The sequence below is a fragment of the Spirosoma flavum genome (assembly GCF_042686045.1).
Lineage (GTDB): Bacteria > Bacteroidota > Bacteroidia > Cytophagales > Spirosomataceae > Spirosoma > Spirosoma flavum.
The window spans coordinates 18,532-39,456 of the sequence record NZ_JBHUOM010000044.1 but is presented as its reverse complement, the minus strand read 5'-3'; the positions used below and the strand labels follow the sequence as shown (position 1 = coordinate 39,456).

Sequence of the window (20,925 nt, the reverse complement as noted above, 5' to 3'; positions counted from 1 at the left end):
AATTCATAAAACTATTTAACCTATAGACTATATTTTAGCAAATCTTTTTTCTTTTCAACAGCAATTAGGAAAATTTTTTTTTGAGTTTTTAGTAAAACTTATCAACATTTAGCCGCTTCCAACTATAGGTTTTATTTTATTATAGGTTTTAATATAGGTTTGTCCCGTAAAGTTCACGAACTTTTTAGGGCAAACTCCCATAAAGTTCATGTGGATAAATTGTAGCACTCCCACAAAGTTCACGTGAATAACTTTTAAAAGAACCCATTCCCATAAAGTTCACGTGGATAAGTTCTTAACTTTCTGATAATCAAAGCATTAACCTTAAAGTCCCACAAAGTTCACGTGATTTTTTGATAATACTGTCTAAGTGCAAACCTATAAAATACAATAACTTAAGTCGAACTAACTAGTTGATTACTAATTAGTTAGCCCTAAAACCCCCACAAAGTTCACGTGCTTTAAAAACGTATATTGCTAAATATCAGTAAGTTATCCTTGAAACTCCCGTAAAGTTCACGTGATTTTTTAAGTTATTGTGTTTCTATCTGAATTGTATTTCTAGCTAGTATAGGTGGTTGAGTATGAGATAGATTATAACCTTTATTGGGTACTTCTTCAACTCGTGTAAGAGCATTGGGATATTGTTTTAAAGCCATATGAATAGTCTTTCTAAAGACTTCTTTGAAATGATCCATTCTTTCATATCCTTGCCCGAATTGATCTTTCAGAGCTTGCCACGTAATGAATTGGGGCTTACCTGGCGTAATACGGTGTAAACGCTGTGCGAGCCATGAATAAATATCCATTGCCATAGCATTATTAGAGAGTGCAGCTAATGCACGTTCATCTAATGGAATGGCATGAAGCATTAAGCTATTGAAGTAATCATCAGATAACACAACAGTTGAAGGCCATAAAACGCGCTGGCTGTCGTCTTTGGGGAACCATAGATCAAAGGCTTTAACGATCTTAAAATCTACCTGTACGGCTCTGGCTCCATCAATGAAACCCACACTAAGAGTTGATGCACTTAAACGGCGCAATTGCTCTTTAACTTCCCTTATTGTACGGCCATCAGTAGCAAGGCCGATACTTTTGATAAAGGCAGTCATGCTATCTTCAACATCTATCGTTTTGCTTTGAGTCTTTATTGCTTGTGTGTTAATGTGTGCAAGTATCAGACGGGCTTTTGTGCCATATGGAATACCTGCTAACTCATATTTATCAGTAGCCGGGTTTAGCACTGGTGTACAGCTCACAGCAAGTTGAGCTTTACCTTGCTTCTGTTGCCACATAGTAACTTCATCACCCGGATTACGATAAGGCAGGAAGGTTTGGCATAATACAGAGTGCTGAAAAAAAGCAGCTTCAATAGTGGCTTTATCTTGATAGATAGAGATCATGCTATCGTTCTGCTTATTTATAAAATGCTCTTTCTTAGCCATGAGGCGAAAAGATTAGGGATTACTACTGAAAATAAAATAGCTAATAGTCGCTTGATTATCAATACAATAAATATCATATTTAACTGAAATTATGATTTCCTGAAAATATGAAATCATAATTTACTGAGTTACATAGCCTTCTACTAATTCGCTTAATGCTTGCTGCATTGTTTTCCCTTCGCTGATAAGTTTAATCTTAAACTTTTTGAAGGTCTCTTCCGATAAGTCCACCGTCTGCCGGTAAGTCTTCCCAGCTTTTTTTACCGAATGAATGTTTTTAGTAGCAGCATCCGTTTTTTCTACATCAATTTCGGTTCTCTTTACCGGTACTTTTGGACCAAGTGAGGAAAGAGTTGATTTCAGCCCTGTATCTTTCTTTATCATGTTATTTGCCCTTGTTTATCTCCTTAATGGCGTTTTTTACGTCTTTGAAAAGCTCTACCATTTCGGCTTTTGCTTTCTCGTCTTTGTACTCGAATACACCTACCCCTTTAATCACGGCTTCACGGTAGGCTATCCGGTTTCTGAGAGAACTATTAAATACAGAGATACCAGTTGTTTCCAACACCTCTTTTACTTCTCGTGAAAGGTTAGTGGTCTGATCCTGATTAATTAGAAAATAAGCTGGTATAGTTTCTTCTTTCTGCTGCTCTGCATCCCTGTAGCGTTCAATAAATTTCTCAGTTGCCCAAATATCAAGGCCACTTGGCAGGATCGGGATAATAAGCAGATCTGCTAGAAGGATGATTTTACTGGTAACTTGGGACAGTGAAGGCGTACCATCAATTATAACTATCTCGTGGCTTTGATTTAGATGCTTTATGTTTTTGGATAGCTCCATACCATCAGTAAGGCCATAAACTGGTACTGCGGGTAAATCCTCATCCCTTAACCCTGACCAGCGCAAGGCACTTTGATTTGTATCAACATCTACAATGCAAACGCTGTATTTAGAATGAGCGAAGCACACAGCCAAATTCTGGGCTATAGTTGATTTGCCTACTCCACCTTTAAGGCTTGTTACGGATATTATCATGTACTCCCCTAATAATTTGAGGGCAATATAACTGAAATCATATTTTCCTGCAAGTCTGATATTATATTTTCATATTTTCCTGATATTATGATTTCATATTCTCAGGAAGAAAAGCTTATATTCTGATTATCAGCTCTTAATAGCTTATTGCCTTTGTAGTACTTAGCATAATATCTTTCTCGTAAATGCTTAGGTAGGCATTTGACCAGGCTGCATGTGTGATGTTCTGAGTATTGCCGGTCGATGATTCGTTGATGTGCGTAAACTTCATCTATCCATTTTATCCTCATAGGCTCGAATAGCTTCTTCTAGCTCATTAGGTGAAAGCTGGGTGTCGTAAAAATCAACTTCGGATATGGAACAATGAAAGCACATATAAGCACAAAATGACCATGTGAGCTTCATGTGTCAATACTGAGAGTGTTATATTTGATAAGATATTAAATCGTAAAGCCCTGCCGGAACAGGGCTTTTGAAGAAGGTTATTATGCCTGCTGTATAACTGTAGCTATAAGTTGAAGTAAGGTATTGTTTTCCGTAATGATACGCTCTTTCCGGTGAGCTGCATCAGCATAAACGCTGATTGGATACTTGCCTTCAAAGTGTCTATCACGCTCGACCGGCAAACCGAAACGCCCACGTACTGAGATTAACTCGGCAACGGATAAATAGCCAAGTTCCGGGAAACCCAATCCTAGATCACATAAGCCAAAAGCTAGATCTGTTTCTTCAGAGTCTACTTCAGTAAGCAACCAGGTGCAACCGGCATCAGGTGTAAATAGCTTCACTACCGGTTTATGATCTTTGCCTCTTTGCTCGGGGCTGCCATTGTGTAGAAGTTTTGTTAGTTGTTCTTTGGTAAATAGTTTCATTAGGATTCTCCTTTGAGGTTGCGGTTTACGGGGCTGAACAAACCGGCCATTCTAAAATACACCTACAGAAATTTGGTAAGGCGGGGAATTATCTATTTAACCCGGTCAGGGCAAGGCGAAAATTTTAGTAGGTGTATTTTAGAATGGTTGGTAAGACCACGTGGCAAACCAGCGAACGGCTAAGGTGTATCGAAACGGTTCTTCAGCAAATAACTCGCAATCAAGGCTGTGGCAGGCTTTACAAGCAGGATAGAACCGGTTACAATGGAAAAAACGTTATATTGGCATTAACGACGGGAAAAAACCATGCAGACAACATATCACATAAACACTGAGAACCTTAATTCTAAGTTTTTAGAAACGGTCAAGACTATGTTTGGCAAAAAAGATGTCAAAATTGTAATTGAAGATATTCAACCCGAAGACGAGCAGGAAAAGCTATTCAAAACTTTGTTTGGAAGCTGGGAAGGGGATGAAACTGGAGACGAGTTAGTTGAACAAATTTACTCCGCACGTTCTAGCAGCACACGTGATATAGAGTTATGAGTGAGTACTTACTAGATACCAATATTTGTATCTACTTGATTAAAGGCCAACACGATTTAGAAAATAAAATTCTAACATTAGGTTTAAAATCTTGCTATATATCAGAGATTACTATTGCTGAACTTTTATTTGGCGTAGAAAATAGCGCCCATGATAGAAGATTACGAAACCTTCAACGAGTACAAACCCTTGAAGCTTCTTTCTTAGGGAGGGTAATACCAATCAGTGAATGCCTGAAAGAATACGCTAAGCACAAAGCGCAATTGATAAGAATAGGCCGTAGGGGTGGTGATTTAGATATTTTTATAGGTAGTACAGCTATTGTAAAAGGATTAACATTAGTCACCAGGAATACCAAAGATTTTGTCAATATGGATGGTATTGTCCTTGAAAATTGGATCGATAATTAAATAGTAATTTCAATTCCCTTCAAGTAGGTTTAACAATATACGAACTTTTTCAAATAATTCATCATAAGTAATTACTTGAACATCTTTCAACCCGCTACGAAATATTTCAAAAGAATGTCTTTGTTCGTTATTCATATTTTCCTTTTGAAAATTACCCGCTATTACTAAGCAAGCTGGATTGAATACTTCAAAATCAACGTTAGTGTTATAGTTTAGAATTTTGAATTCTTTCAGTAGCGAATCTTTATACATTGATGCTTGTATAATAGCACCGGTCAATTCTTGAGAAATGTTAAATATACCTTCTCTATATTTAGTGCTGATTAGTTTTGTAAGCGGGGTTTTAATTTCAACTAATACAGAGTTTCTTGTAAGCTTATTGGAAAGTAAAAAATCTACAATATTTCCATTAGTGTTGAAAATACCCTTACCGCCAACATATGCTTTACCTTTTGTCAGGACAACGGGATAAGAAAATAACTGCGATAATATTATAGAATTGTCCTGAAGAATATTTTGCCAATATTCCTCCTTGTCCTCTTCGCTAGTGCATTCCCAAATTTCTAAAATATTTCTTAGCGAAGATATACCTATGATTAGGTTCAATTTATTTATATCATTAATATTAATAGATTCTAACTTATTGACTATCTGCTTATTATTCTCATTTTTAGAAATCCACTCTAATAAAGTTCTTAATAGGTCTACGCTTAAATTAGGGCTTTCTTTCAGTAATTTATTTAATTCATCTGCCTCAAACCAAAAAGTATCTGAAAAGGAATTCTCTTCTGTATTTTCCTTATTTTTCTCACGCGTAAATCTGTTAATGGCTAAAGCTTCTTCAAGAGTTATTTTCTCTTTATCTGCGCTAATTACAGTTATTTCAGTGTCACTGACTTTAGAATAAAACCTTTTTATGTCCCGCAATACTTCATTAATATCACTATGACTAAGTATTTTTCCATGATAATCATGGAGGAAAGCCGTGTCTTTAAAGAGTCGATCAAAATGTATGCCAGTGTAGATAGATTTACCTTGGTTCGATTCATTGACAAACCTTGAATAAATTTTACGTTTAATATTCGATAATAAGTCTTTTTGAACGTCATTGAGATTATAGAACATCTCATCTTTACGCTGACCAGTTCCATAATCTATATATATACCGTAATCCGACTTAGTTTTTTTATCAATCCGTTCTATTGACTTTATTATATAATCACAGAACTCCTCATGCTTTTCAAATAACGTTTCCTTCGATCTTTGCTCTAATTTTATTACGTGCTTTTCTTCAAACTCGACTGAAATATCTTCTATTTCCAAATACGGGAAAGCAGAATTTTCAATAAATACGGCTTTTAAGCCTTTTAAGTTTACTCTCCAAATTGCCATTCGTTTGTTAGAGTGAATTATAACGGATGAGTATAAAACTGCTACATTACGTTAATTAAGTTGTTCTGCAATCATCGAAAATAGTTGTGATACCTGGCGTTTCGTTAATCGCATCGCCCAGTTTCATAAAGTCACCAAAGCTATCAGGATAAGCTATCAAATCACTATAAATTTGCTCTACTTGTGAATCATGCCCATCATGCATTAAATAATTTTTAAAATCATATATTGACTGTTTTACTATTTCTTCCAAAGGAAATAAATTTAAAATAGGTACATCTTGGCCATTTGGAAACCTCTGATTAAAAAACATCTCGTTTTTTTCAGGAAGATAGGTCACTCCTGCACCTTTTGGAACTATCTGATGCATTATACCACATCGGAATATTCTATAAAACAAAATGCCTTTACAGCTATGCTCAGAAGGAAAAAAAGCTTCAATAAATGATACATAGTTTTTTTCACTATCATTAAAAATGCTGTAATTTCTTTCTCCATTTGTTTTTTGCGGAAACCCGTTTTCCCCAACGCGGTGAATTTTACCGTAAAAATCTAGAGCTGAAAAAATCAACATGCTTTTTGCCAAGTGACAATCAATAGGAACTCTGGCCAATTCTCTTAGAAAAAACGGCTCTAAATATTGATCGAAGAATTGGTTAATAACTGCTAAACGCTTTTGTTCAATTGATAGGCTCATATTCAGGGTGTTTAAGCAAGCAATATTCTAGATACAGTTTTCTTCTGAAACATCTTTCCAGTGGATGTACGAAAACCACTGTTGTTTAGCTGCTCTGCTATTTGAGAAAGGCTCATATTGCTTTTCCTACATTGAATTATAAAAGCAGCAGCCCTCTGATTATTTTGATTTTCTTTAGCTTTTTCACGTCGGGCAGCCCCGCCTGCGTTGCGGCCTGCATGGGTAAGATTAGACAACTTGCCAAGCTCTGCGCCTTGCTTCTTCTTGGCCTGTAGTGCCTGGCAGGTGCGGATACTGATAAGCTCCCGTTCCCTTTGGGCTATACCGGCATATATGGAAAGGGTTAAAGCATCAGTGGTTGGAAGATCACAGCTTTTGAAAAGAGAACCAAGCTGCTTCTGGATTCTGAAGATGTGTTCCACATCACGGCTTAAGCGGTCGAGCTTGGCCACCACCAGGATACACTTATGAACCTGAGCGTACTGGATGGCTTCTTTCAGGATTGGCCGGTTTTCTACGTCCTTGCCGCTTTCGGTTTCTATGAACTCTGCGGTTATCTCGGCTTTGTCGATTTGGGCGTAATGCTCAATGATTGCTTTCTGCGCGTCGAATGATAAACCGCTGCGCTCTTGCCCCTTTGTACTTACCCTGATGTACGAAACGTAGTTCATAAGGCAATATACCATAGGGGTGACAAACCTGCAACGGTCGTTCCTGGTTTGTAACCCCTACCCATTTCGACTAGATCCAGTCATCACGGGATCGGTTAACAATTGTTTTAGATTGGCATACTCCTCCCGCTCTAAGAGGTCAATCGCTCCACCTGTGGCTAAACGGATTCGATCCCGGCATTTGCTGATCCGAGATAGTAAAGGCTGAATGATAGTATTACTGTGATTAACAAAATCATACAAGTCCTGCTCACAGGATGGAATTTTATAGCCTTTGGTGCTGCTGGCAATAATGACACCCGCATCCCGTAGCGGGGCAATCACCCGCGTTTGAAAGTAGTGCAGGGTGGGTAGACTATTTCGTCGTTCGTCAATGTGAGCCATTAATTCCCGGCTTGAGATGTAACGCGTGGGATCAACATGACGGAAATGAAATAGTAAATAGTTTAAGCAGGTAACCTGATCGATTTCCTGAGGGGAACGGCTGGCCAGCTTACGATGCAAAAAGTCTTGGCCTAAGCCCACGCATAGTTCCGCTAAACCAGGATTGTAATTGGCTTGATCTGGAACACTCTGAGCCACTACGGGAGCGAATACGTCTGGCCAGTATTTTAGGGTAAGTAATTTAGGTTTCAACAATTGAACGAAGCTGGCTCGCTCGGATGATAGAACCGTTTCATCATAACACCTAGCTAGGGTGCCCGCTACGAAATCAGCCGCCTGGAGGAGAAGACTTACTTGGCTGTTCACAAAGCGAAAATTAGCTTGGTTAAACAGAGTGGGTACGTGTCGATTATAAATGTACTGAGTAAATCCCTGCATAAAACTTTCGTCACCATGTCGATCCGCCACTAATTCCAGATTGGGGAAGCTCCGGTACAGTTCTCGGTCGGCCAGACCATGCAGAAACTTGTAGAAGGAACCTTTGTAATAAAAGCCCTCCCCGCGCAGTTCTCGTTTATCAACAACAAGAGCAAATAGTTGAAAGGGAACGGTTAGCAGTTGTTTTAGGATCATGATCCGGTGCTTGTCATCACTGCCTATTTTGGCCGATTTGATCGGCCCGGTTTGAAAGAAGCGTTTACTAACGGCTTCTAGTTGAGCTTCAGCCTCACCAAGCTGTTCTTTGCGTAAGGTGATGGCGGTGACAATAAAGTGGGTGGAAACCCCCTGCTTTGTAAAGTCAAGGTCATTGTTTCCCCATTCATCCAAAAAGGCAATATGGTCATTCATCGGGCTTCCAGTAATCTAGCCAGCAAGTTACTGATTGTCGCTAATACCTTTTATTCCCTTTCCAATCATACCCGTTCGCTCAGCCTCTATTAGTAACTATACCAACGTTTATATAGTAACAAGATAAGCCAAACAATGCTTGAAAAGGCGTTCATAGGATAAAGCTAGAATTTTCGTTCATACATTGGGAATTCACTCTCACTATGATGTCTAAATTGAAGGTTAGTAAACCACCCAAGTTCCTTCATAGTTTGTTGCGCCTGCTCTAAAACTGCATTCTCGATGGGTGTAGTAAAGTCAATAAATTTGAATATTATTTGTTCCATTTCAGAAGTTACCCCAACGCCTAACATTCTTCTTCTCGAATAATTAGTATTCAACGCATGCCCTATCATTGCTGTTTGTAACCCATGACCAGGAAAATATGAATTTACATAATCAGGTGAGTAGTAAAAGAAAACTACTCCATAATCATCGAATTCAAAATATCTAAACGCTTCAGTGTCTATCTTTTCTTTATCGTATAAAGACAAAAATTTGGAAAATTGATCACTAAACATGCGCCGTTCAAATCTATCTAAAGACAAAAATTCTTGAGCTAGTAAATTTCCATTAGTGACCTTAGTGAGTTGTTTTTCAAGCACTTTATCAAAAAGATAGCTTCCTCTATTCGCTGTTTTTCTTTTAATGATATGTGTTTTATACTCTTCACAAAATCTATCCCATTCACCATCTATATCTACAATTATCATTCCTGACTTACTAATATCAGGATTTTCTGATATTAGTGTTTTCCCATTTTTTAGATATAAAGCGAAAATATCTTTTTCATTATTAAGCCAGTGCATTTCATCATAAGTTCTTACAAATATTTCTCTTTGTATAAGATATTTCGTAAAATCACTTATAGTATCAAGTTCATCTAATAATAACTCAAAAGTATCTTTATTGAATATAGTTACAAACTTATCATTTTCTGAGATAATAGCAGGATTATATTTTTCAACACATTCACCAAGATTGACAACTATTCTAAAAATACTATTATACTTATTTTTATCAAATATTTCTATTTCCCTATCAGGATGTTTAAGACATATATTTTTATAATGATTAAATAATTTACGTTCTGCTCCAAAAATTTGCTTAACAGCTTTTTCAACAGTCTTACGATTATATCTTTCGTAATTTCCATCAAAATTGTAATTTTTAACAGAAATAATAATACAAATATTTTTAAATAGCACTAAAAGGTCGCATATTTCTTTCTTGTCTCCTTTTTCATCAATCGGATTAGGGTAACACCAATATTTTAAAAGTGATTTATATGCAATTTGATTTACGAAATCTTCGCCAATATTTCCTTTTAAGTTTTTATCTTCCATGTAAAAATAAAATTTATATATAAGCTATTCAATTTCCATTAGTGCAAGTTGATATTTATCCCAATCTAAATTATCTGGATTCCATTCTTCAATTTTAAGCTTTGGCGGTAATCCAATAATTCGAGTTAACTCTGCTTCCATTATAGCTTTCACTGTATCAACATGCCTAGCTGTTGTAGTTATACTATCATGAATCGTGAACAAAGGTATATTAGGATGTTTCTTAGCTATCGCTTTCGTTATCACTTTGAGCATGATATAAGACTCAATGCTCTGTAGTAAGCACGGCAACCGTGTGTGGTCATTTTCTTTCAATTGCTGAAACAAGAGACTAACCGATGGGAATAATTCTTTAAACAACTTTTTTACACCGGTACGGCCTGCGTAGAGGTTGCGCGAAAATAGCACTTCAAACATACCTACTTTGACTGCATTGCGATCAGCAAACTTGATTCCAAAATGTTCTTCGCTCTGTTTAGCCATATAAGTATATATATCAGGCCCAGTAGAACTTGCTTTTGCGCTAACTAAAGCTTGGTAATCCTTAAAGTCTTCATTGTCAGATAATTGCGCCAGATTTAACAACATAAGGGGACTCTCCCTGATTTCTTTACCTATACTGGGACTAATTATATCAATTAAGTTAGTTTTACACCTACCTGCACCCTCGTTAGAGGCTAGCGGCGGCCGTCGCTTCGAACTGTATACACGTGGGTTGAACAACATCAGTGATAAATACGGCTGGCTGTTGGTTATATCTATCGACACCAGCTGTTCTCCTGCATACGTTACTAAATGGCGCAAATCACCTTTCATGTTTGTCAACACTGTATGCATTCGCCCCACAGTCTTATCTACAGTACACCCTATATCTCTCGACAATAAGCAATTTACGTTGGCTTGAGCGTGCTTATATTGTACGTCCGGGTCCTTGTCCTCAACCGTTCCGTATATCGGGTGGCGACGGGTATCCCGCAACGATGGTATGTCTATTTGAGCCTGACGCCTAAGCTGCAAAAATTCATTAGCCTTAGGCCCATCTATCTCTAATTTGCATGATGGCCATAACCATTTTGTTAGATGGCCATATTCTTTTTGCAAAGACTGATATTCCTCCCTCCGCTTTTTGCGTAATACGTTTCCGAATTTTTTTGAATAATTCACTTGTACTACTTCGCATCCTGTATATGTTTCTGTAAAGCGATAGACACGGCTTGTTGGATTGTCTGGGAAAAAAATTTTGGGACGATACTTTTTGTTAATATTAACTACACCCGTCTTTTCAAAATATACTAAGTAGTCATTATAACTATGAACCACCTTTCGTAATAAAACTGAATAAAGCGGAGTCCAACTATCTTGCATCTGGTCAGCAATATCTTTATTTCTGACCGGCACCAAAGTTATCTGAGTTAAAATAAAAAGGGCATGGTCACGATTAAAATTATCAAAGTTATAATCCAATGGTGGGAATGTAAGGCAGTGCGTATCTAAATTAAAACCTTCAGGCAAAATGGCTTTCATAGACTATAGGTGTGTGAATATTTTCAGTAAATCCTAATTCAGGATATTACTTTAATTTAATGTTTTCTTCCGACATAAACAATTTTATTTTACAAAAAAGGTGCAAAAAAAATTTATTATTTTCTTTGCAAGGTCATCATTATTTTGTATATTTAATAAACTTAAACAAATAAAGAAAATGAGCAAAAAAGGGGGTTCTACAAACAATTCTGGTCAGACTACTTCAAAGGTAGCAACAATCGCAAGCAAGGTTTTACAAAATCCAAATGCAAGCAAAGTAAGTAAAACGTTGGCGGGTTCAGTTCTTAGCCAAGCACCAAACAAAAAAAAGTAAAATTTTATGTAAAAGATAGCGGTAGTAACTTATATTAATACCGCTATCTTTTTTAGACACCAAAGCTGGATAAATCAGCTATTACAAAAAACTGCGGATGCATATATGTAAGCTTTTCATTGTTGTTGATTGTCGTTAATCATTAATTCCGTTTGGATTAGTCTTATAGATATTTAATCTCATATCATTCTATATAAAGGCAGTTAAAATCGACTAGGCGCTAGGCGGGACAAGAGTCAAGGATTTAGAAATAATTTTAAACCCAAAAACTATTCATCATTATGCCTCTTAAACCAGGACCAAAACCTAACAAACCAGATGGTACACCTGATAAAAGAAGACGGGTTACTCCAGAGACCCAACCGAAACATCCCGGCTTAAAGCCTCATAAGCATACACCAGGTGATTAACAGGAATCACATCTGTAATGTGATTGAAATTTGCTAAATTAAGAAACCTCGCACCACCTCTTGAAAGATTGTTGCGAGGTTTCTTGGCTTATATAGGGTACTATGACATGATCCTGTACACAAGAGGGTATATCATAATTAAGTTGGTTCACATGGTTGTATTATGCTGTGTTGTCGGGAAAAGCCTTATTCTTGAGCAAGAATGCCAATGAGCATAATTATTTACCGGTGAAACGCCTGACAGTGGACTATACTCCACCGTTTAAATTTACCCCAAAATACATGAAATCACTCCTGCTTACAGGGTTAGCCTGGCTGCTCGTGCTGTCGGGCCTGGCTCAGACAAAAACAGCAAAGACGATGGAAACCGAAGCCGTATTGAAAAAGAAAATTTCCCTAGCCTGTAAGCTCACGGACAAGGACCAGATCAAGCGAATGAATGAACTGCACCAGACACTGTTTAAAAAGGTGTCGCGGGCCGTTGAGCATCCCAACAGCTACGAGCTGGTGTTCAAGAAATCGGATAACGCCATTATTGGCGATCTGGCCGAATTTATCAAATTCGAGCGCCTATGCTGCCCCTGGCTTGTGTTTCACCTAACCTTCCAGCCCGAAGAAGGCCCCATCTCCCTAGAAATGGGCGATTCTACCGAAACGAAGGAAATGGTCTATCTAGTGATGGAACTCGACAAACTTAATAAGCCCGCTGTACGCTAGGCTACCTGTTTAACTCCGGGGTGTATAATAAATGATGCACACACCAACGAGGGCAATCAGTGCCCCGATAATATCGTATCTATCAGGTCGGAACCCATCCACTTTCCAGGCCCATAAAAGGGCCATGATAATGAAGAACCCGCCGTAAGTGGCATATACGCGACCAAATCCAGCCGGTTGGAAAGTGGCCACAACGCCATATCCTGCTAAAATGATGCCGCCCACTATGCCATACCAAAGCGGCTTTCCTTCCTTCATCCACTGCCATACCAAATATCCACCCCCGATCTCGCACAGGCCCGCCAAGATGAACACTAAAATAGATTTTACAACGGCTATCAACATCACTCGGAAACTAGGTAATCTTTAGGCTGAAGTTAGACATAGACGTAGAGTAGTTGCCCTGTTTATGAATCTCTAGGGTCGAATATTGCCTAACTGGGTACGTTTAAAAAAAGGTACAAAAACCGTCACGACATCTCTGTAGCTGTACAATTCCAACCCTGTTAGCATATAGCCAATTGTAAGAGACCACGCTCCATCTCAAAAAAAGGAGCATTTGGTGAGAATGTTTCCACTTATAATGGTTGTCTGAAATTTACGTACGACCTAATTCAATCCGTAGCATTCAGCTATCACCGAAAGGATGCTCCCTAGCAGTTCAATCTACGATTCGTCTTCAGCTACTACCCAGACAGGAAGATAATAGCGAGTGTGTCGCAACTTTCCTTCCTTTCTTAGAGCGCCAAGATCAACCATCTCGGCTAGGTCTCGGGTAGTCGTAGCTCTTGAGGTTTTGGCGATTCGAATATAGTTTTCAGCACTCAAGCCCCCTTTGAACCCCAACAGCCCTTCCTCAAATAAACGCAACGCTACTTTGATCTGTCGATTATTCAACGGGCCACTGTACTTCTCAAAATACCGGGCTTTATCGACAATAAAGGCGATCATTTTCTGAGTATAGACTTGAGCTTCGAGAATCTTTTCAGAAAAATAGATGAGCCATTCGGTGATGTCCAAAGAGGTATTGGCCCGCTCCAAAGCTTGATAGTACGCTTTTTTGTCTCGTTCGATTGTACTTGATAAGGAGGTGATCAGCGATTGTCTAGCCCCAATAGCCAGTGCTTTTTCGGAAATGGTACGCCCGATGCGCCCATTTCCATCCTCGAAAGGATGGATCAATTCGAAGTACAAATGGGCCATACCGGCATGAATAACTGTTGGCATCTGCGCGTCAACGGCTTGATTGAACCAAGCGATGTATTGTTTCATCTCCTTCTCCACAAGGTTGGATGGAGGAGCTTCATAGAATACTTTGGGCATGTCCAATCGTCCCGATACGATTTGCATCGGGTCGGCATGGGTCCGGTAGCCACCAATCACTTCCAGATCGATTCGGTTATTCATGATCATTTTATGCCACGAAAAAAGACGTTCTTCAGCTAATGGCTCCTGATAGCTTCTGAATAAGTCTACCATCATTTGAGCAACGCCTGTTTCTTTTGGCCCTGCCCTTCTCCCATCGGTTTGTAGTCCTAACTGTCTACGAATTGATGACTGAACAGAATCCCGGTCTAAGAATTCTCCTTCAATTTTTGAGGTGTCCATCGCTTCGTTACTTAGTAGAGTGACTCGTAACTCATTGACCTCGTCGGCAGTAACGGCTGCCAACGAACCGATGATCAACCCTGTGTTTCGATGAAATTCTCGTTCCCAATAGGCAAACCTTGCTGGATCAAATGTGAACTGTGGCCAGTTCTGTAGCTGCCAAATCCATTTCATGAGTTATAGAAAGTACTTTTATAACTCAATATTACAAGAAAGTATGAGTTATAGAAAGTACTTTCTATAACTCATACTTTCTTTATGTCTTCATTTTGCAGTAAACTATAGATCAAAAAGTACCCTGACTGTAGTACCGAACACTCAGAATCTTGAGTCGGTGTCTGCCTACTTCAGAAGAAAGCTATAGGCATCAATTATGGCTCGTTGATCAACAACGGTTGAACAAAACAGATTTTAAGCTTTAGTCGGGCATCATTATGCACATTTTCCTGTAAAGCAAATCCTTCCAGTTTAGGCATATTAATGTCCGAGAGGATCAGGAAAGGCATATTGTTAGTCTCATTTAACTAATCCAGGGCTTGTTGCCCATCAGAAAAGTAGACCACCTTACTGGGATACGCCAGCTTTTGAAAAGTCAGCTAAAGTACTAATTGATCATCCGGGTCGTCTTCTATAATCACGATAGGCCCTTCCTCATTTATGATGTAAGCTTCTTGGTAAAACGTATCCATAACGTACAGCTGCCCCGGAAATGACGTTTAAGCCATGGCAACCAACAACTGATAAGCAGCCGGCTTTAGTACCCAACCGATTTCTTCGGTGTTCGTTTAGAAAACGAGTCGACAACGTTGAGGTAATGTATAAAGATAGCTGACCACAGAAAAATAGTCATAGGCTATGAAAAATGCCAGTAGTGACATTCGGTTTCCCACTGGCCTATCCCTGTTATCGGGGTCTGCGAGGCTGTTTTTAGTGATTGGGTCTCACTGCCCGGGCGCGGATCCGACCCAAACCCCACAGTTTGTTTAGGCATGGGCCACCGCACCAGCGGCCTATACCTGCCTGTACCAAGCGGAGGCAAAAAGGAGAAAGGAGAAATTACTCGGAAACCACCCAAATCGTTTTGAAAACCACCTCGGTAATCATCCGGCAAGCCGCAAAATGCCCATTGCTCTCGGGTTGCACCGCAGTCAACGTTTTTTCTTAAGCGTGGATTACACCAACGGTGTACAAAAAAGTAGGCACCTTTTGCCTTGTTAACACTAGTCCAAGTAAGTATACATTTAAGTGACCTCAATTGGGAAATTGCTTAATTATAGTTCAACGTATTTATAGTAGAGCCAAGATCGTATTAGGGGAGTAGCCCGTGACTCAAAATTTTTTTGGGTTTGGAAAGGCGTTAATCACTAAAAATGTATCACAAGCGCTGTTCGTACGATGCGCTTACCCAAACCAGGTAACCCTTAGTTTACGTATCAGAAATTTTTGATCTCGTCTAAATTCTCATATCATAGTATTTAAAAAGATTAAACAAAATTCCCCTACCTTTAAGCTAATCAGTTCATAATGAGTCACTTTTCAATTGCCTATTGTCAAGGCTGATGGATGAGTTCCTCCACAACCAGTAGCCACTATGTCATCTACCGATGAACTTGATTCAGTAAGGCGCATTGTTCTCGCTATCAAAACGTATCGCCACCAGACGAGCGATTATCAACCCCCCCTGGGCAATGAGTTATTAAGGGCTTACTTACAACACTATCTATCGGCTCAAGACTGGCAACTCTGGCAGGATCTACACCTTGAATCGAACAGCTCGCCTGATTTTCCATCTGATGATAAGGAAGCTCCCCGGAAAGAGTTTGAGAAACTCTTAAGCCAGTATAGACGAGCAGGCTATGAGTTGATTCAATCATGGCAACAGGAGAATAGCAAGTTAGTTATAGACTGCCACATCCCGGTGATCCGTGCAGACATGGCGTATAACAGGGAAGTGTTTAACCAGTTTAAGGAGGACTGTCTCCTTATAACGGATCGGATACAACGGTTACGAGCCAGAAACGAGCAGATTATAGAAAAGCTAAGTCAATCGATAAGTAGGCGTGAAACGCTTGTTGCCAGATACCGTATGCTTTATAGAGCCTTATTAGAGAGGTGAGCGATACGCCATACCACGAATAACCTGTTACCCACCTGGGTAACTTTCCTCTATCCACTACCGATTCAGTCCATGAGTAAGATGTCACTCCAGTCAATTAAAGCAGGATGGTCTGTGTTGCGACTAGCCCTGCAAACCAACCAACTTCAGGAACGAAAAGATAGCCAGGCTTCCAACGAGCAGGCCAGGGTTCAGTTAAACAAACGTCACCAACACGAAATGGCTCAAATTGGTCTATTCATCAATCCGCTGGGATGGGCCAAAGCCATCACTCGCTACGTAGCTCAGCAAACGGAAAGTCTTCTCCTGCATAAGACTCAACGCACGTCGATTTTACGTCGTCAACGGCAGGAGTTGGTTGAATTAGACCAATGGATTGCGCAGCAGCAGGAGCAATCCACGGATATAGTCATGTTTAATCAACTCCAGGCGCTCTTTAGTTGGTCGCTGACGACTCAGCAGCGAGGGTCATATCATCAGGCCTTAAGTCAGGGGCATACCGTAATCATTACTGACGCCAACGAGTCTATTTTATGGACGAGCCAGAGTTTTACGCAGTTGACTGGTTATGGGCCAAGTGAAGTCGTGGGTAAGCGCCCACAACTGCTCCAGGGTCCATCAACCGATAGGGCTCTGTTAGGCTACGTGCGGGAGCAATTAGCGCTGGCTCAAGGGGTGGAAGTAGAGGTATTAAATTATTACAAAGGGGGTTCACCTTATCTGTGTCACATGCGGATTGAGCCTTTGTACAGCCGTCAGGGAACGCTGACTCATTTTGCATCGATTGAGCGCTACGTTAACGCACCAATCAAGTCGGCTATAGGTACATTTTCTAAACTTGTTGTCTAAGTCCATCAAAATCTCACTTGCATGCCATTTTACTGTTAACTGCTTTAATTAATTCTAATCTATTCTAGAAGAGAAACATATGGAAACTAACGGACGCCCAGAACCAACATTGAAAGTTAAAAAGAATACAATTATGGAGGCCATCTCGAAACCAGATTGGAAAATTAAAGGCTGGACTATTCACGTCTTATTACCCGAAAGACAACTTCATTGGGTTAAAAAATTATCCACTTTGGACAATTGGTATGAAGATCCGATCGTAGTGGACACGTGTTATGATAGACTTCACACGTGTTATACTAGTATTCGGCAATACTACGATACATTCGGTCTACTACCCATAGTCGGAGATCGCCTATACGATGAAGATTCAGGGTTGATCATTCAAGACCGAGCCATTGATGGAGACCTAAAAGTTATCAGTTTTACAATGTGTATTTAGCTAAATATTCCAATCCCGTAGGTTTTTTTAAAAACAGTGCGTAGTTGACTCTTAAGAAAACTATCCAGGCTCAAGCTACTTTAAAATAACTGATCGTTATGGTAGATGCAGTAGGAACCTTCAAAAGGGAGTACATGAATAGTTTTAGCCTTGAAGAGGGTATGCTTGAGCTAAAGCGAAAAGGGTTTACCGAAATGGATGCCATCAAAGTCATGATGCAGTTACTTCATATTGACCTAGTAGAAGCCGATAGGGTAGTAAGAGAATCAGATATATGGACTAAGGGCTGATTTTGAATCTTCTTAGCCACGTTATCATTAGTATGTTTTTCAACCCAACTGAATTCTTTCATGTCCTATGGCCACAAGGTTTTCTTAGGCACATCTCCCAATTGTGCACAAAAAACAGTGGGCCTATACGCTGGATCCGTTTCGATTACTTCCAGAACTCTAACTTATTGAAATATATGGGGGAATCGTGACCGTGCTAAACCAGTAGAGTCGCAGAACAGCAAAATAAGTTTTCCAGTCTTCAAAGCTGTACGGTTTGACTGTAAAGGAAGAAGCACCCACAAAGTAAGCCGTCTTTATGGTGGTCGGCAATTCGTGGGCAGTCAGGATGATAATTGGTAAGAAGCGGGCATGAGCCCGCAGGAAGGTCAAAAAGTCAAAGCCGGTCAAACTAGAACCCAAATCAATATCCAGTAAAACAAGCTTTGGGCCTCGGCTGTCTAACTCATTCACATAGCTTATAGCTTCCGAAGTACTATGGGGTGGTCCGGTTTTGCCGGACAGTCAACTATGCAAGTTTTGATTAAAAGTTAAGTAATACTGTCTCTCAAACTGTTCAGGGCTGACATAGCCCAGTGATGAGTGCCGCCGTCTTCGATTGTAATAGCATTCAATGTAATCGAAGACTTCAATTCGAGCATCTTCTAATGAGCGGAACGCGCCGTTCTCCACCAGTTCTGCCTTTAGTCTCGACCAACAAGATTCCATAAAGGCATTGTCATAGGGATCATCCGGCCGACTCATGCTTTGCTGTATTGCGTTGTCAAATAGTGTCATTCGGAATGACTTGCCAATATACTGACCACCCCGGTCGGAATGCACAATGGCATTCTTAGTTAATTTTCGGCGCATAAGTGCTTTTTTCAGCGCATCATGCACCAACGATTCTTCCATATGTAGCTCAAGCTGCCATCCAGCGATCAGCCGGGAATATAACGGGGGCGCCCGTGCGCTCCATCCAGGCGGCTAAGTAGGCCCAGCCGCCATTGGCTAAGGGCAGATAAGTAATGTCGCCGACTAGTACCTGAGCTGGAGCTGTTGGCAGTGGCATGCCCAGCAATAAGTTAGGACTGAAGGGGCCATTAGGGCGGCTGTCAGTCGTCCGAGACGGTCGGCCGCTGCCGCACAAAACTACGCGGCTGAATGGCGACTAAACCTTCCTGGTGCATGAGACGTCGTACCTGATGTCGCCCGACCGAATAGCCCTGCTCTTGTAACTCGGGTGTTAATCGACGACTGCCGTATCGACGACGGTGATCAGCAAAACTATCCTGCATGGCCGTAATGAGCATTCTTTTCTCTTCGGATACTTGATAGCTCCGTCCTTGCTGATAAGCATAGTAAGCACTTCTGCTGATATCCAATGTGTTACAAATTAGTTGAATGGGGTGTTGGCTACTCAATTCAGTAACTAGCTTATAGACCACAGTCAGGTCATCCGGCTGAAAATGGCCAATGCTTTTTTTAAGATCTCGCGCTCCTATTCAACACGACGAAGCTGCTCTCGAAGCCGCTCGTGTTCTTCTGTAGACACGGTACTGCCATGTGGGCTGCTTGCTTTTTCATTCCCTTTCCAACGGTAGAGCAGATTCTCGGAGATACCCAGTGAACGGGCGACATCAGCTAGGGTCCAATTTCCAGAGGTGGCTAGACGGACAGCTTCTTTTTTGAAATCCTCATCATACTTTCGACGGGATACCGACGGAGTTTGTTTTTTACCCATGACACGCCTAAGTTAAGCACTTAGACTGTCCGGCAAAACTGGACCATCTCAAAGTGCCGATGGTTCCCCGGACACCGTTAAATCGGCCTATGACTTAGGGGCGCATTCATTTTGGAAAAGCCGCTAACCTTACAGGATTGGGAGACGCTGTTTGATACCGTACGTGATTACTGGATGCTGACCGTTACGTTACCCCGCATACTCTAAATGACCATCTTTCAATAATCGTTAAGATTTGATTGTCGTCAAGTTTGTGGCTAATTAAACGCTAACGGCCTCTACCTAAGACGGTTCGTTTCGTAGAATGCTTTCAATGTCTTTAAAATAATGGGGTTACCCGCTGCCTGATTCGCATCTGTATCGACTATCTCTCTAATATTCTCTAGCTGACGGGATGTTATCGTTTCATAGCCCATACTCCAATCAGCAAAGAGACGCTGATCAATCGGCTTGTTTAGAACCCGTACCAGATTCGTATGTCTGGGATCCTTTTCTATTCGGTGGTAGAGCGTTTCTACGGCCTTATCATCTCCCTCTAATACCTGAATAATATTACCATTGATGTACAGCAAAATGCCTGTAATGCCCGACTTTGCATTGTTAAAGCGGCTTTGCTTGAGAATAACCGACAGGTCATTTTCTACCAATGATCCTACCGACGTGCTAAAATAAACTGTACAGTAATCAGTTTTTACGTCTTCCATATTGCTCGTCCCCGAACTGGCCGGTTGATCTAAGATTTGTTGCCAATCTTTTTCCAGAAGCTGAATATCGTCAGAAAATGGTTGTCCGTCAAACACTTCCAAAGGTAGATCGGTCAATACGTCATCTTCCAGGACATGCGCCTGTATTAAAATGTGCCCCTTAGCGGATATAGCACTGAGTAAATCGAATCCGGTCTCCATGTTGCGTAACAGGCAAAAAAAGTCCCGCGTCTGTCCTTCTTCGTCAATAGCTGTCAGCGAAAGTAGCATGTATCAACCGGTTTGGGCTATCAACTCCCAATTGGACCCCTGTGTTTTTATACTATAGAACAGACCTGTATAAAAGATGCCGGAGGGGCAACCACATTTTGGAGTATCCTTTGTGCTATCTATGATGAGCCATTTAACAGCCTAAATTGAAAAAGTACAACGTCCGGCCATCTCGTAAAAGGTAGCCGGACGTTGTACTCTATCAGGATTGTTGTATAAGCTATGTGGCTGTTGCAAAAGTCGATACT

Annotated in this window: 26 protein-coding genes; 7 read left to right on the top strand and 19 right to left on the bottom strand. The window is 40.3% G+C overall.

Going from position 1 to position 20,925, the window contains the following annotated elements; all coding sequences use genetic code 11:
• Positions 1–533: 533 nt before the first annotated feature.
• The 4 genes from ACFS25_RS28905 to ACFS25_RS28890 all read right to left on the bottom strand — a co-directional run bounded on the left by ACFS25_RS28905 (position 534) and on the right by ACFS25_RS28890 (position 3,356).
• Positions 534–1,448 (bottom strand): replication protein RepA, encoded by a 915-nt coding sequence (locus tag ACFS25_RS28905; RefSeq protein WP_381508257.1) that lies wholly within the window; start codon positions 1,446–1,448, stop codon positions 534–536.
• Positions 1,449–1,568: 120 nt separating this feature from the next.
• Positions 1,569–1,832 carry a hypothetical protein gene (locus ACFS25_RS28900; RefSeq protein WP_381508255.1) on the bottom strand — a complete coding sequence of 88 codons (264 nt, stop codon included), beginning with the start codon at positions 1,830–1,832 and terminating at the stop codon, positions 1,569–1,571.
• A gap of 1 nt (position 1,833) precedes the next feature.
• Positions 1,834–2,484 carry a ParA family partition ATPase gene (gene parA, locus ACFS25_RS28895; RefSeq protein ID WP_381508254.1) on the bottom strand — a complete coding sequence of 217 codons (651 nt, stop codon included), beginning with the start codon at positions 2,482–2,484 and terminating at the stop codon, positions 1,834–1,836.
• Between the two features lie 485 nt (positions 2,485–2,969).
• Positions 2,970–3,356 (bottom strand): DUF2958 domain-containing protein, encoded by a 387-nt coding sequence (locus tag ACFS25_RS28890; RefSeq protein ID WP_381508251.1) that lies wholly within the window; start codon positions 3,354–3,356, stop codon positions 2,970–2,972.
• 306 nt (positions 3,357–3,662) lie between these two features.
• Between ACFS25_RS28890 and ACFS25_RS28885 the strand changes: the two genes are divergently transcribed.
• Entirely contained in the window at positions 3,663–3,902 is a 240-nt protein-coding gene (locus tag ACFS25_RS28885; protein ID WP_381508249.1) for a hypothetical protein, read from the top strand.
• Positions 3,899–4,312 (top strand): PIN domain-containing protein, encoded by a 414-nt coding sequence (locus ACFS25_RS28880; protein WP_381508247.1) that lies wholly within the window; start codon positions 3,899–3,901, stop codon positions 4,310–4,312. The genes ACFS25_RS28885 and ACFS25_RS28880 overlap by 4 nt, the downstream gene beginning before the upstream one ends.
• Before the next feature lie 9 nt (positions 4,313–4,321).
• Here the strand turns inward: ACFS25_RS28880 and ACFS25_RS28875 are convergent, their stop codons facing one another.
• The 6 genes from ACFS25_RS28875 to ACFS25_RS28850 form a co-directional block, all read right to left on the bottom strand.
• Positions 4,322–5,704, bottom strand: coding sequence for a Shedu immune nuclease family protein (locus ACFS25_RS28875; RefSeq protein WP_381508245.1), 1,383 nt, complete (start codon positions 5,702–5,704; stop codon positions 4,322–4,324).
• A 55-nt stretch (positions 5,705–5,759) separates the two neighbouring features.
• Positions 5,760–6,401, bottom strand: coding sequence for a hypothetical protein (locus tag ACFS25_RS28870; protein WP_381508243.1), 642 nt, complete (start codon positions 6,399–6,401; stop codon positions 5,760–5,762).
• An 11-nt stretch (positions 6,402–6,412) separates the two neighbouring features.
• A complete protein-coding gene (locus ACFS25_RS28865) occupies positions 6,413–7,072 on the bottom strand; it encodes a recombinase family protein (RefSeq protein WP_381508241.1) in 660 nt (219 codons plus the stop codon).
• A 57-nt stretch (positions 7,073–7,129) separates the two neighbouring features.
• The gene (locus ACFS25_RS28860) at positions 7,130–8,305 is read right to left on the bottom strand and encodes a DUF3800 domain-containing protein (protein ID WP_381508239.1); all 1,176 of its coding nucleotides are present in this window, start codon (positions 8,303–8,305) and stop codon (positions 7,130–7,132) included.
• Between the two features lie 164 nt (positions 8,306–8,469).
• Complete coding sequence (locus ACFS25_RS28855; protein ID WP_381508237.1) at positions 8,470–9,690, bottom strand: hypothetical protein; 1,221 nt, start codon at positions 9,688–9,690, stop codon at positions 8,470–8,472.
• A gap of 24 nt (positions 9,691–9,714) precedes the next feature.
• Positions 9,715–11,214, bottom strand: coding sequence for a hypothetical protein (locus tag ACFS25_RS28850; protein ID WP_381508235.1), 1,500 nt, complete (start codon positions 11,212–11,214; stop codon positions 9,715–9,717).
• 100 nt (positions 11,215–11,314) lie between these two features.
• Here ACFS25_RS28850 and ACFS25_RS28845 point away from each other — a divergent pair, with 100 nt between their 5' ends.
• Positions 11,315–11,548: a hypothetical protein gene (locus ACFS25_RS28845; RefSeq protein WP_381508233.1), complete on the top strand. Its 234-nt coding sequence runs from the start codon at positions 11,315–11,317 to the stop codon at positions 11,546–11,548.
• Positions 11,549–12,240: 692 nt separating this feature from the next.
• Positions 12,241–12,675 (top strand): hypothetical protein, encoded by a 435-nt coding sequence (locus ACFS25_RS28840; RefSeq protein ID WP_381508231.1) that lies wholly within the window; start codon positions 12,241–12,243, stop codon positions 12,673–12,675.
• A 9-nt stretch (positions 12,676–12,684) separates the two neighbouring features.
• Here ACFS25_RS28840 and ACFS25_RS28835 read toward each other — a convergent pair whose 3' ends face one another.
• From ACFS25_RS28835 to ACFS25_RS28825, 3 genes are all read right to left on the bottom strand, one after another.
• On the bottom strand, positions 12,685–13,020 hold the full coding sequence (locus ACFS25_RS28835; RefSeq protein WP_381508229.1) for a YnfA family protein: 336 nt from the start codon (positions 13,018–13,020) through the stop codon (positions 12,685–12,687).
• 321 nt (positions 13,021–13,341) lie between these two features.
• Entirely contained in the window at positions 13,342–14,457 is a 1,116-nt protein-coding gene (locus ACFS25_RS28830) for a Fic family protein (RefSeq protein WP_381508227.1), read from the bottom strand.
• Positions 14,458–14,654: 197 nt separating this feature from the next.
• Complete coding sequence (locus ACFS25_RS28825) at positions 14,655–14,789, bottom strand: response regulator (protein ID WP_381508225.1); 135 nt, start codon at positions 14,787–14,789, stop codon at positions 14,655–14,657.
• Positions 14,790–15,874: 1,085 nt separating this feature from the next.
• Here ACFS25_RS28825 and ACFS25_RS28820 point away from each other — a divergent pair.
• From ACFS25_RS28820 to ACFS25_RS28810, 3 genes are all read left to right on the top strand, one after another.
• Complete coding sequence (locus tag ACFS25_RS28820) at positions 15,875–16,399, top strand: hypothetical protein (protein ID WP_381508223.1); 525 nt, start codon at positions 15,875–15,877, stop codon at positions 16,397–16,399.
• Between the two features lie 72 nt (positions 16,400–16,471).
• Positions 16,472–17,248 carry a PAS domain-containing protein gene (locus tag ACFS25_RS28815; protein WP_381508221.1) on the top strand — a complete coding sequence of 259 codons (777 nt, stop codon included), beginning with the start codon at positions 16,472–16,474 and terminating at the stop codon, positions 17,246–17,248.
• 540 nt (positions 17,249–17,788) lie between these two features.
• Positions 17,789–17,980, top strand: a complete 192-nt coding sequence (locus ACFS25_RS28810) for a hypothetical protein (protein ID WP_381508219.1) — start codon at positions 17,789–17,791, stop codon at positions 17,978–17,980.
• 159 nt (positions 17,981–18,139) lie between these two features.
• On the opposite strand, the gene ACFS25_RS28805 is transcribed toward ACFS25_RS28810, so the two are convergent.
• The 6 genes from ACFS25_RS28805 to ACFS25_RS28780 all read right to left on the bottom strand — a co-directional run bounded on the left by ACFS25_RS28805 (position 18,140) and on the right by ACFS25_RS28780 (position 20,677).
• Positions 18,140–18,442, bottom strand: coding sequence for a response regulator (locus ACFS25_RS28805; RefSeq protein WP_381508259.1), 303 nt, complete (start codon positions 18,440–18,442; stop codon positions 18,140–18,142).
• A 42-nt stretch (positions 18,443–18,484) separates the two neighbouring features.
• On the bottom strand, positions 18,485–18,874 hold the full coding sequence (locus ACFS25_RS28800) for a transposase (RefSeq protein ID WP_381508217.1): 390 nt from the start codon (positions 18,872–18,874) through the stop codon (positions 18,485–18,487).
• A 7-nt stretch (positions 18,875–18,881) separates the two neighbouring features.
• Positions 18,882–19,031: a hypothetical protein gene (locus ACFS25_RS28795; RefSeq protein ID WP_381508215.1), complete on the bottom strand. Its 150-nt coding sequence runs from the start codon at positions 19,029–19,031 to the stop codon at positions 18,882–18,884.
• Positions 19,032–19,074: 43 nt separating this feature from the next.
• Complete coding sequence (locus ACFS25_RS28790) at positions 19,075–19,344, bottom strand: IS3 family transposase (RefSeq protein WP_381508213.1); 270 nt, start codon at positions 19,342–19,344, stop codon at positions 19,075–19,077.
• A gap of 116 nt (positions 19,345–19,460) precedes the next feature.
• Positions 19,461–19,703 carry a transposase gene (locus tag ACFS25_RS28785; RefSeq protein ID WP_381508212.1) on the bottom strand — a complete coding sequence of 81 codons (243 nt, stop codon included), beginning with the start codon at positions 19,701–19,703 and terminating at the stop codon, positions 19,461–19,463.
• Between the two features lie 278 nt (positions 19,704–19,981).
• Entirely contained in the window at positions 19,982–20,677 is a 696-nt protein-coding gene (locus tag ACFS25_RS28780) for a BLUF domain-containing protein (protein ID WP_381508210.1), read from the bottom strand.
• Positions 20,678–20,925: the final 248 nt, after the last annotated feature.

What these genes read in the sequence shown, in the direction of transcription:
- ACFS25_RS28905 (WP_381508257.1), bottom strand. Translation starts at nt 1,448, where the DNA reads ATGGCTAAGAAAGAGCATTTTATAAATAAGCAGAACGATAGCATGATC.
- ACFS25_RS28900 (WP_381508255.1), bottom strand. Translation starts at nt 1,832, where the DNA reads ATGATAAAGAAAGATACAGGGCTGAAATCAACTCTTTCCTCACTTGGT.
- parA (WP_381508254.1), bottom strand. Translation starts at nt 2,484, where the DNA reads ATGATAATATCCGTAACAAGCCTTAAAGGTGGAGTAGGCAAATCAACT.
- ACFS25_RS28890 (WP_381508251.1), bottom strand. Translation starts at nt 3,356, where the DNA reads ATGAAACTATTTACCAAAGAACAACTAACAAAACTTCTACACAATGGC.
- ACFS25_RS28885 (WP_381508249.1), top strand. Translation starts at nt 3,663, where the DNA reads ATGCAGACAACATATCACATAAACACTGAGAACCTTAATTCTAAGTTT.
- ACFS25_RS28880 (WP_381508247.1), top strand. Translation starts at nt 3,899, where the DNA reads ATGAGTGAGTACTTACTAGATACCAATATTTGTATCTACTTGATTAAA.
- ACFS25_RS28875 (WP_381508245.1), bottom strand. Translation starts at nt 5,704, where the DNA reads ATGGCAATTTGGAGAGTAAACTTAAAAGGCTTAAAAGCCGTATTTATT.
- ACFS25_RS28870 (WP_381508243.1), bottom strand. Translation starts at nt 6,401, where the DNA reads ATGAGCCTATCAATTGAACAAAAGCGTTTAGCAGTTATTAACCAATTC.
- ACFS25_RS28865 (WP_381508241.1), bottom strand. Translation starts at nt 7,072, where the DNA reads ATGAACTACGTTTCGTACATCAGGGTAAGTACAAAGGGGCAAGAGCGC.
- ACFS25_RS28860 (WP_381508239.1), bottom strand. Translation starts at nt 8,305, where the DNA reads ATGAATGACCATATTGCCTTTTTGGATGAATGGGGAAACAATGACCTT.
- ACFS25_RS28855 (WP_381508237.1), bottom strand. Translation starts at nt 9,690, where the DNA reads ATGGAAGATAAAAACTTAAAAGGAAATATTGGCGAAGATTTCGTAAAT.
- ACFS25_RS28850 (WP_381508235.1), bottom strand. Translation starts at nt 11,214, where the DNA reads ATGAAAGCCATTTTGCCTGAAGGTTTTAATTTAGATACGCACTGCCTT.
- ACFS25_RS28840 (WP_381508231.1), top strand. Translation starts at nt 12,241, where the DNA reads ATGAAATCACTCCTGCTTACAGGGTTAGCCTGGCTGCTCGTGCTGTCG.
- ACFS25_RS28835 (WP_381508229.1), bottom strand. Translation starts at nt 13,020, where the DNA reads ATGTTGATAGCCGTTGTAAAATCTATTTTAGTGTTCATCTTGGCGGGC.
- ACFS25_RS28830 (WP_381508227.1), bottom strand. Translation starts at nt 14,457, where the DNA reads ATGAAATGGATTTGGCAGCTACAGAACTGGCCACAGTTCACATTTGAT.
- ACFS25_RS28825 (WP_381508225.1), bottom strand. Translation starts at nt 14,789, where the DNA reads ATGCCTTTCCTGATCCTCTCGGACATTAATATGCCTAAACTGGAAGGA.
- ACFS25_RS28820 (WP_381508223.1), top strand. Translation starts at nt 15,875, where the DNA reads ATGTCATCTACCGATGAACTTGATTCAGTAAGGCGCATTGTTCTCGCT.
- ACFS25_RS28815 (WP_381508221.1), top strand. Translation starts at nt 16,472, where the DNA reads ATGAGTAAGATGTCACTCCAGTCAATTAAAGCAGGATGGTCTGTGTTG.
- ACFS25_RS28810 (WP_381508219.1), top strand. Translation starts at nt 17,789, where the DNA reads ATGGTAGATGCAGTAGGAACCTTCAAAAGGGAGTACATGAATAGTTTT.
- ACFS25_RS28800 (WP_381508217.1), bottom strand. Translation starts at nt 18,874, where the DNA reads ATGGAAGAATCGTTGGTGCATGATGCGCTGAAAAAAGCACTTATGCGC.
- ACFS25_RS28795 (WP_381508215.1), bottom strand. Translation starts at nt 19,031, where the DNA reads ATGCCACTGCCAACAGCTCCAGCTCAGGTACTAGTCGGCGACATTACT.
- ACFS25_RS28785 (WP_381508212.1), bottom strand. Translation starts at nt 19,703, where the DNA reads ATGGGTAAAAAACAAACTCCGTCGGTATCCCGTCGAAAGTATGATGAG.
- ACFS25_RS28780 (WP_381508210.1), bottom strand. Translation starts at nt 20,677, where the DNA reads ATGCTACTTTCGCTGACAGCTATTGACGAAGAAGGACAGACGCGGGAC.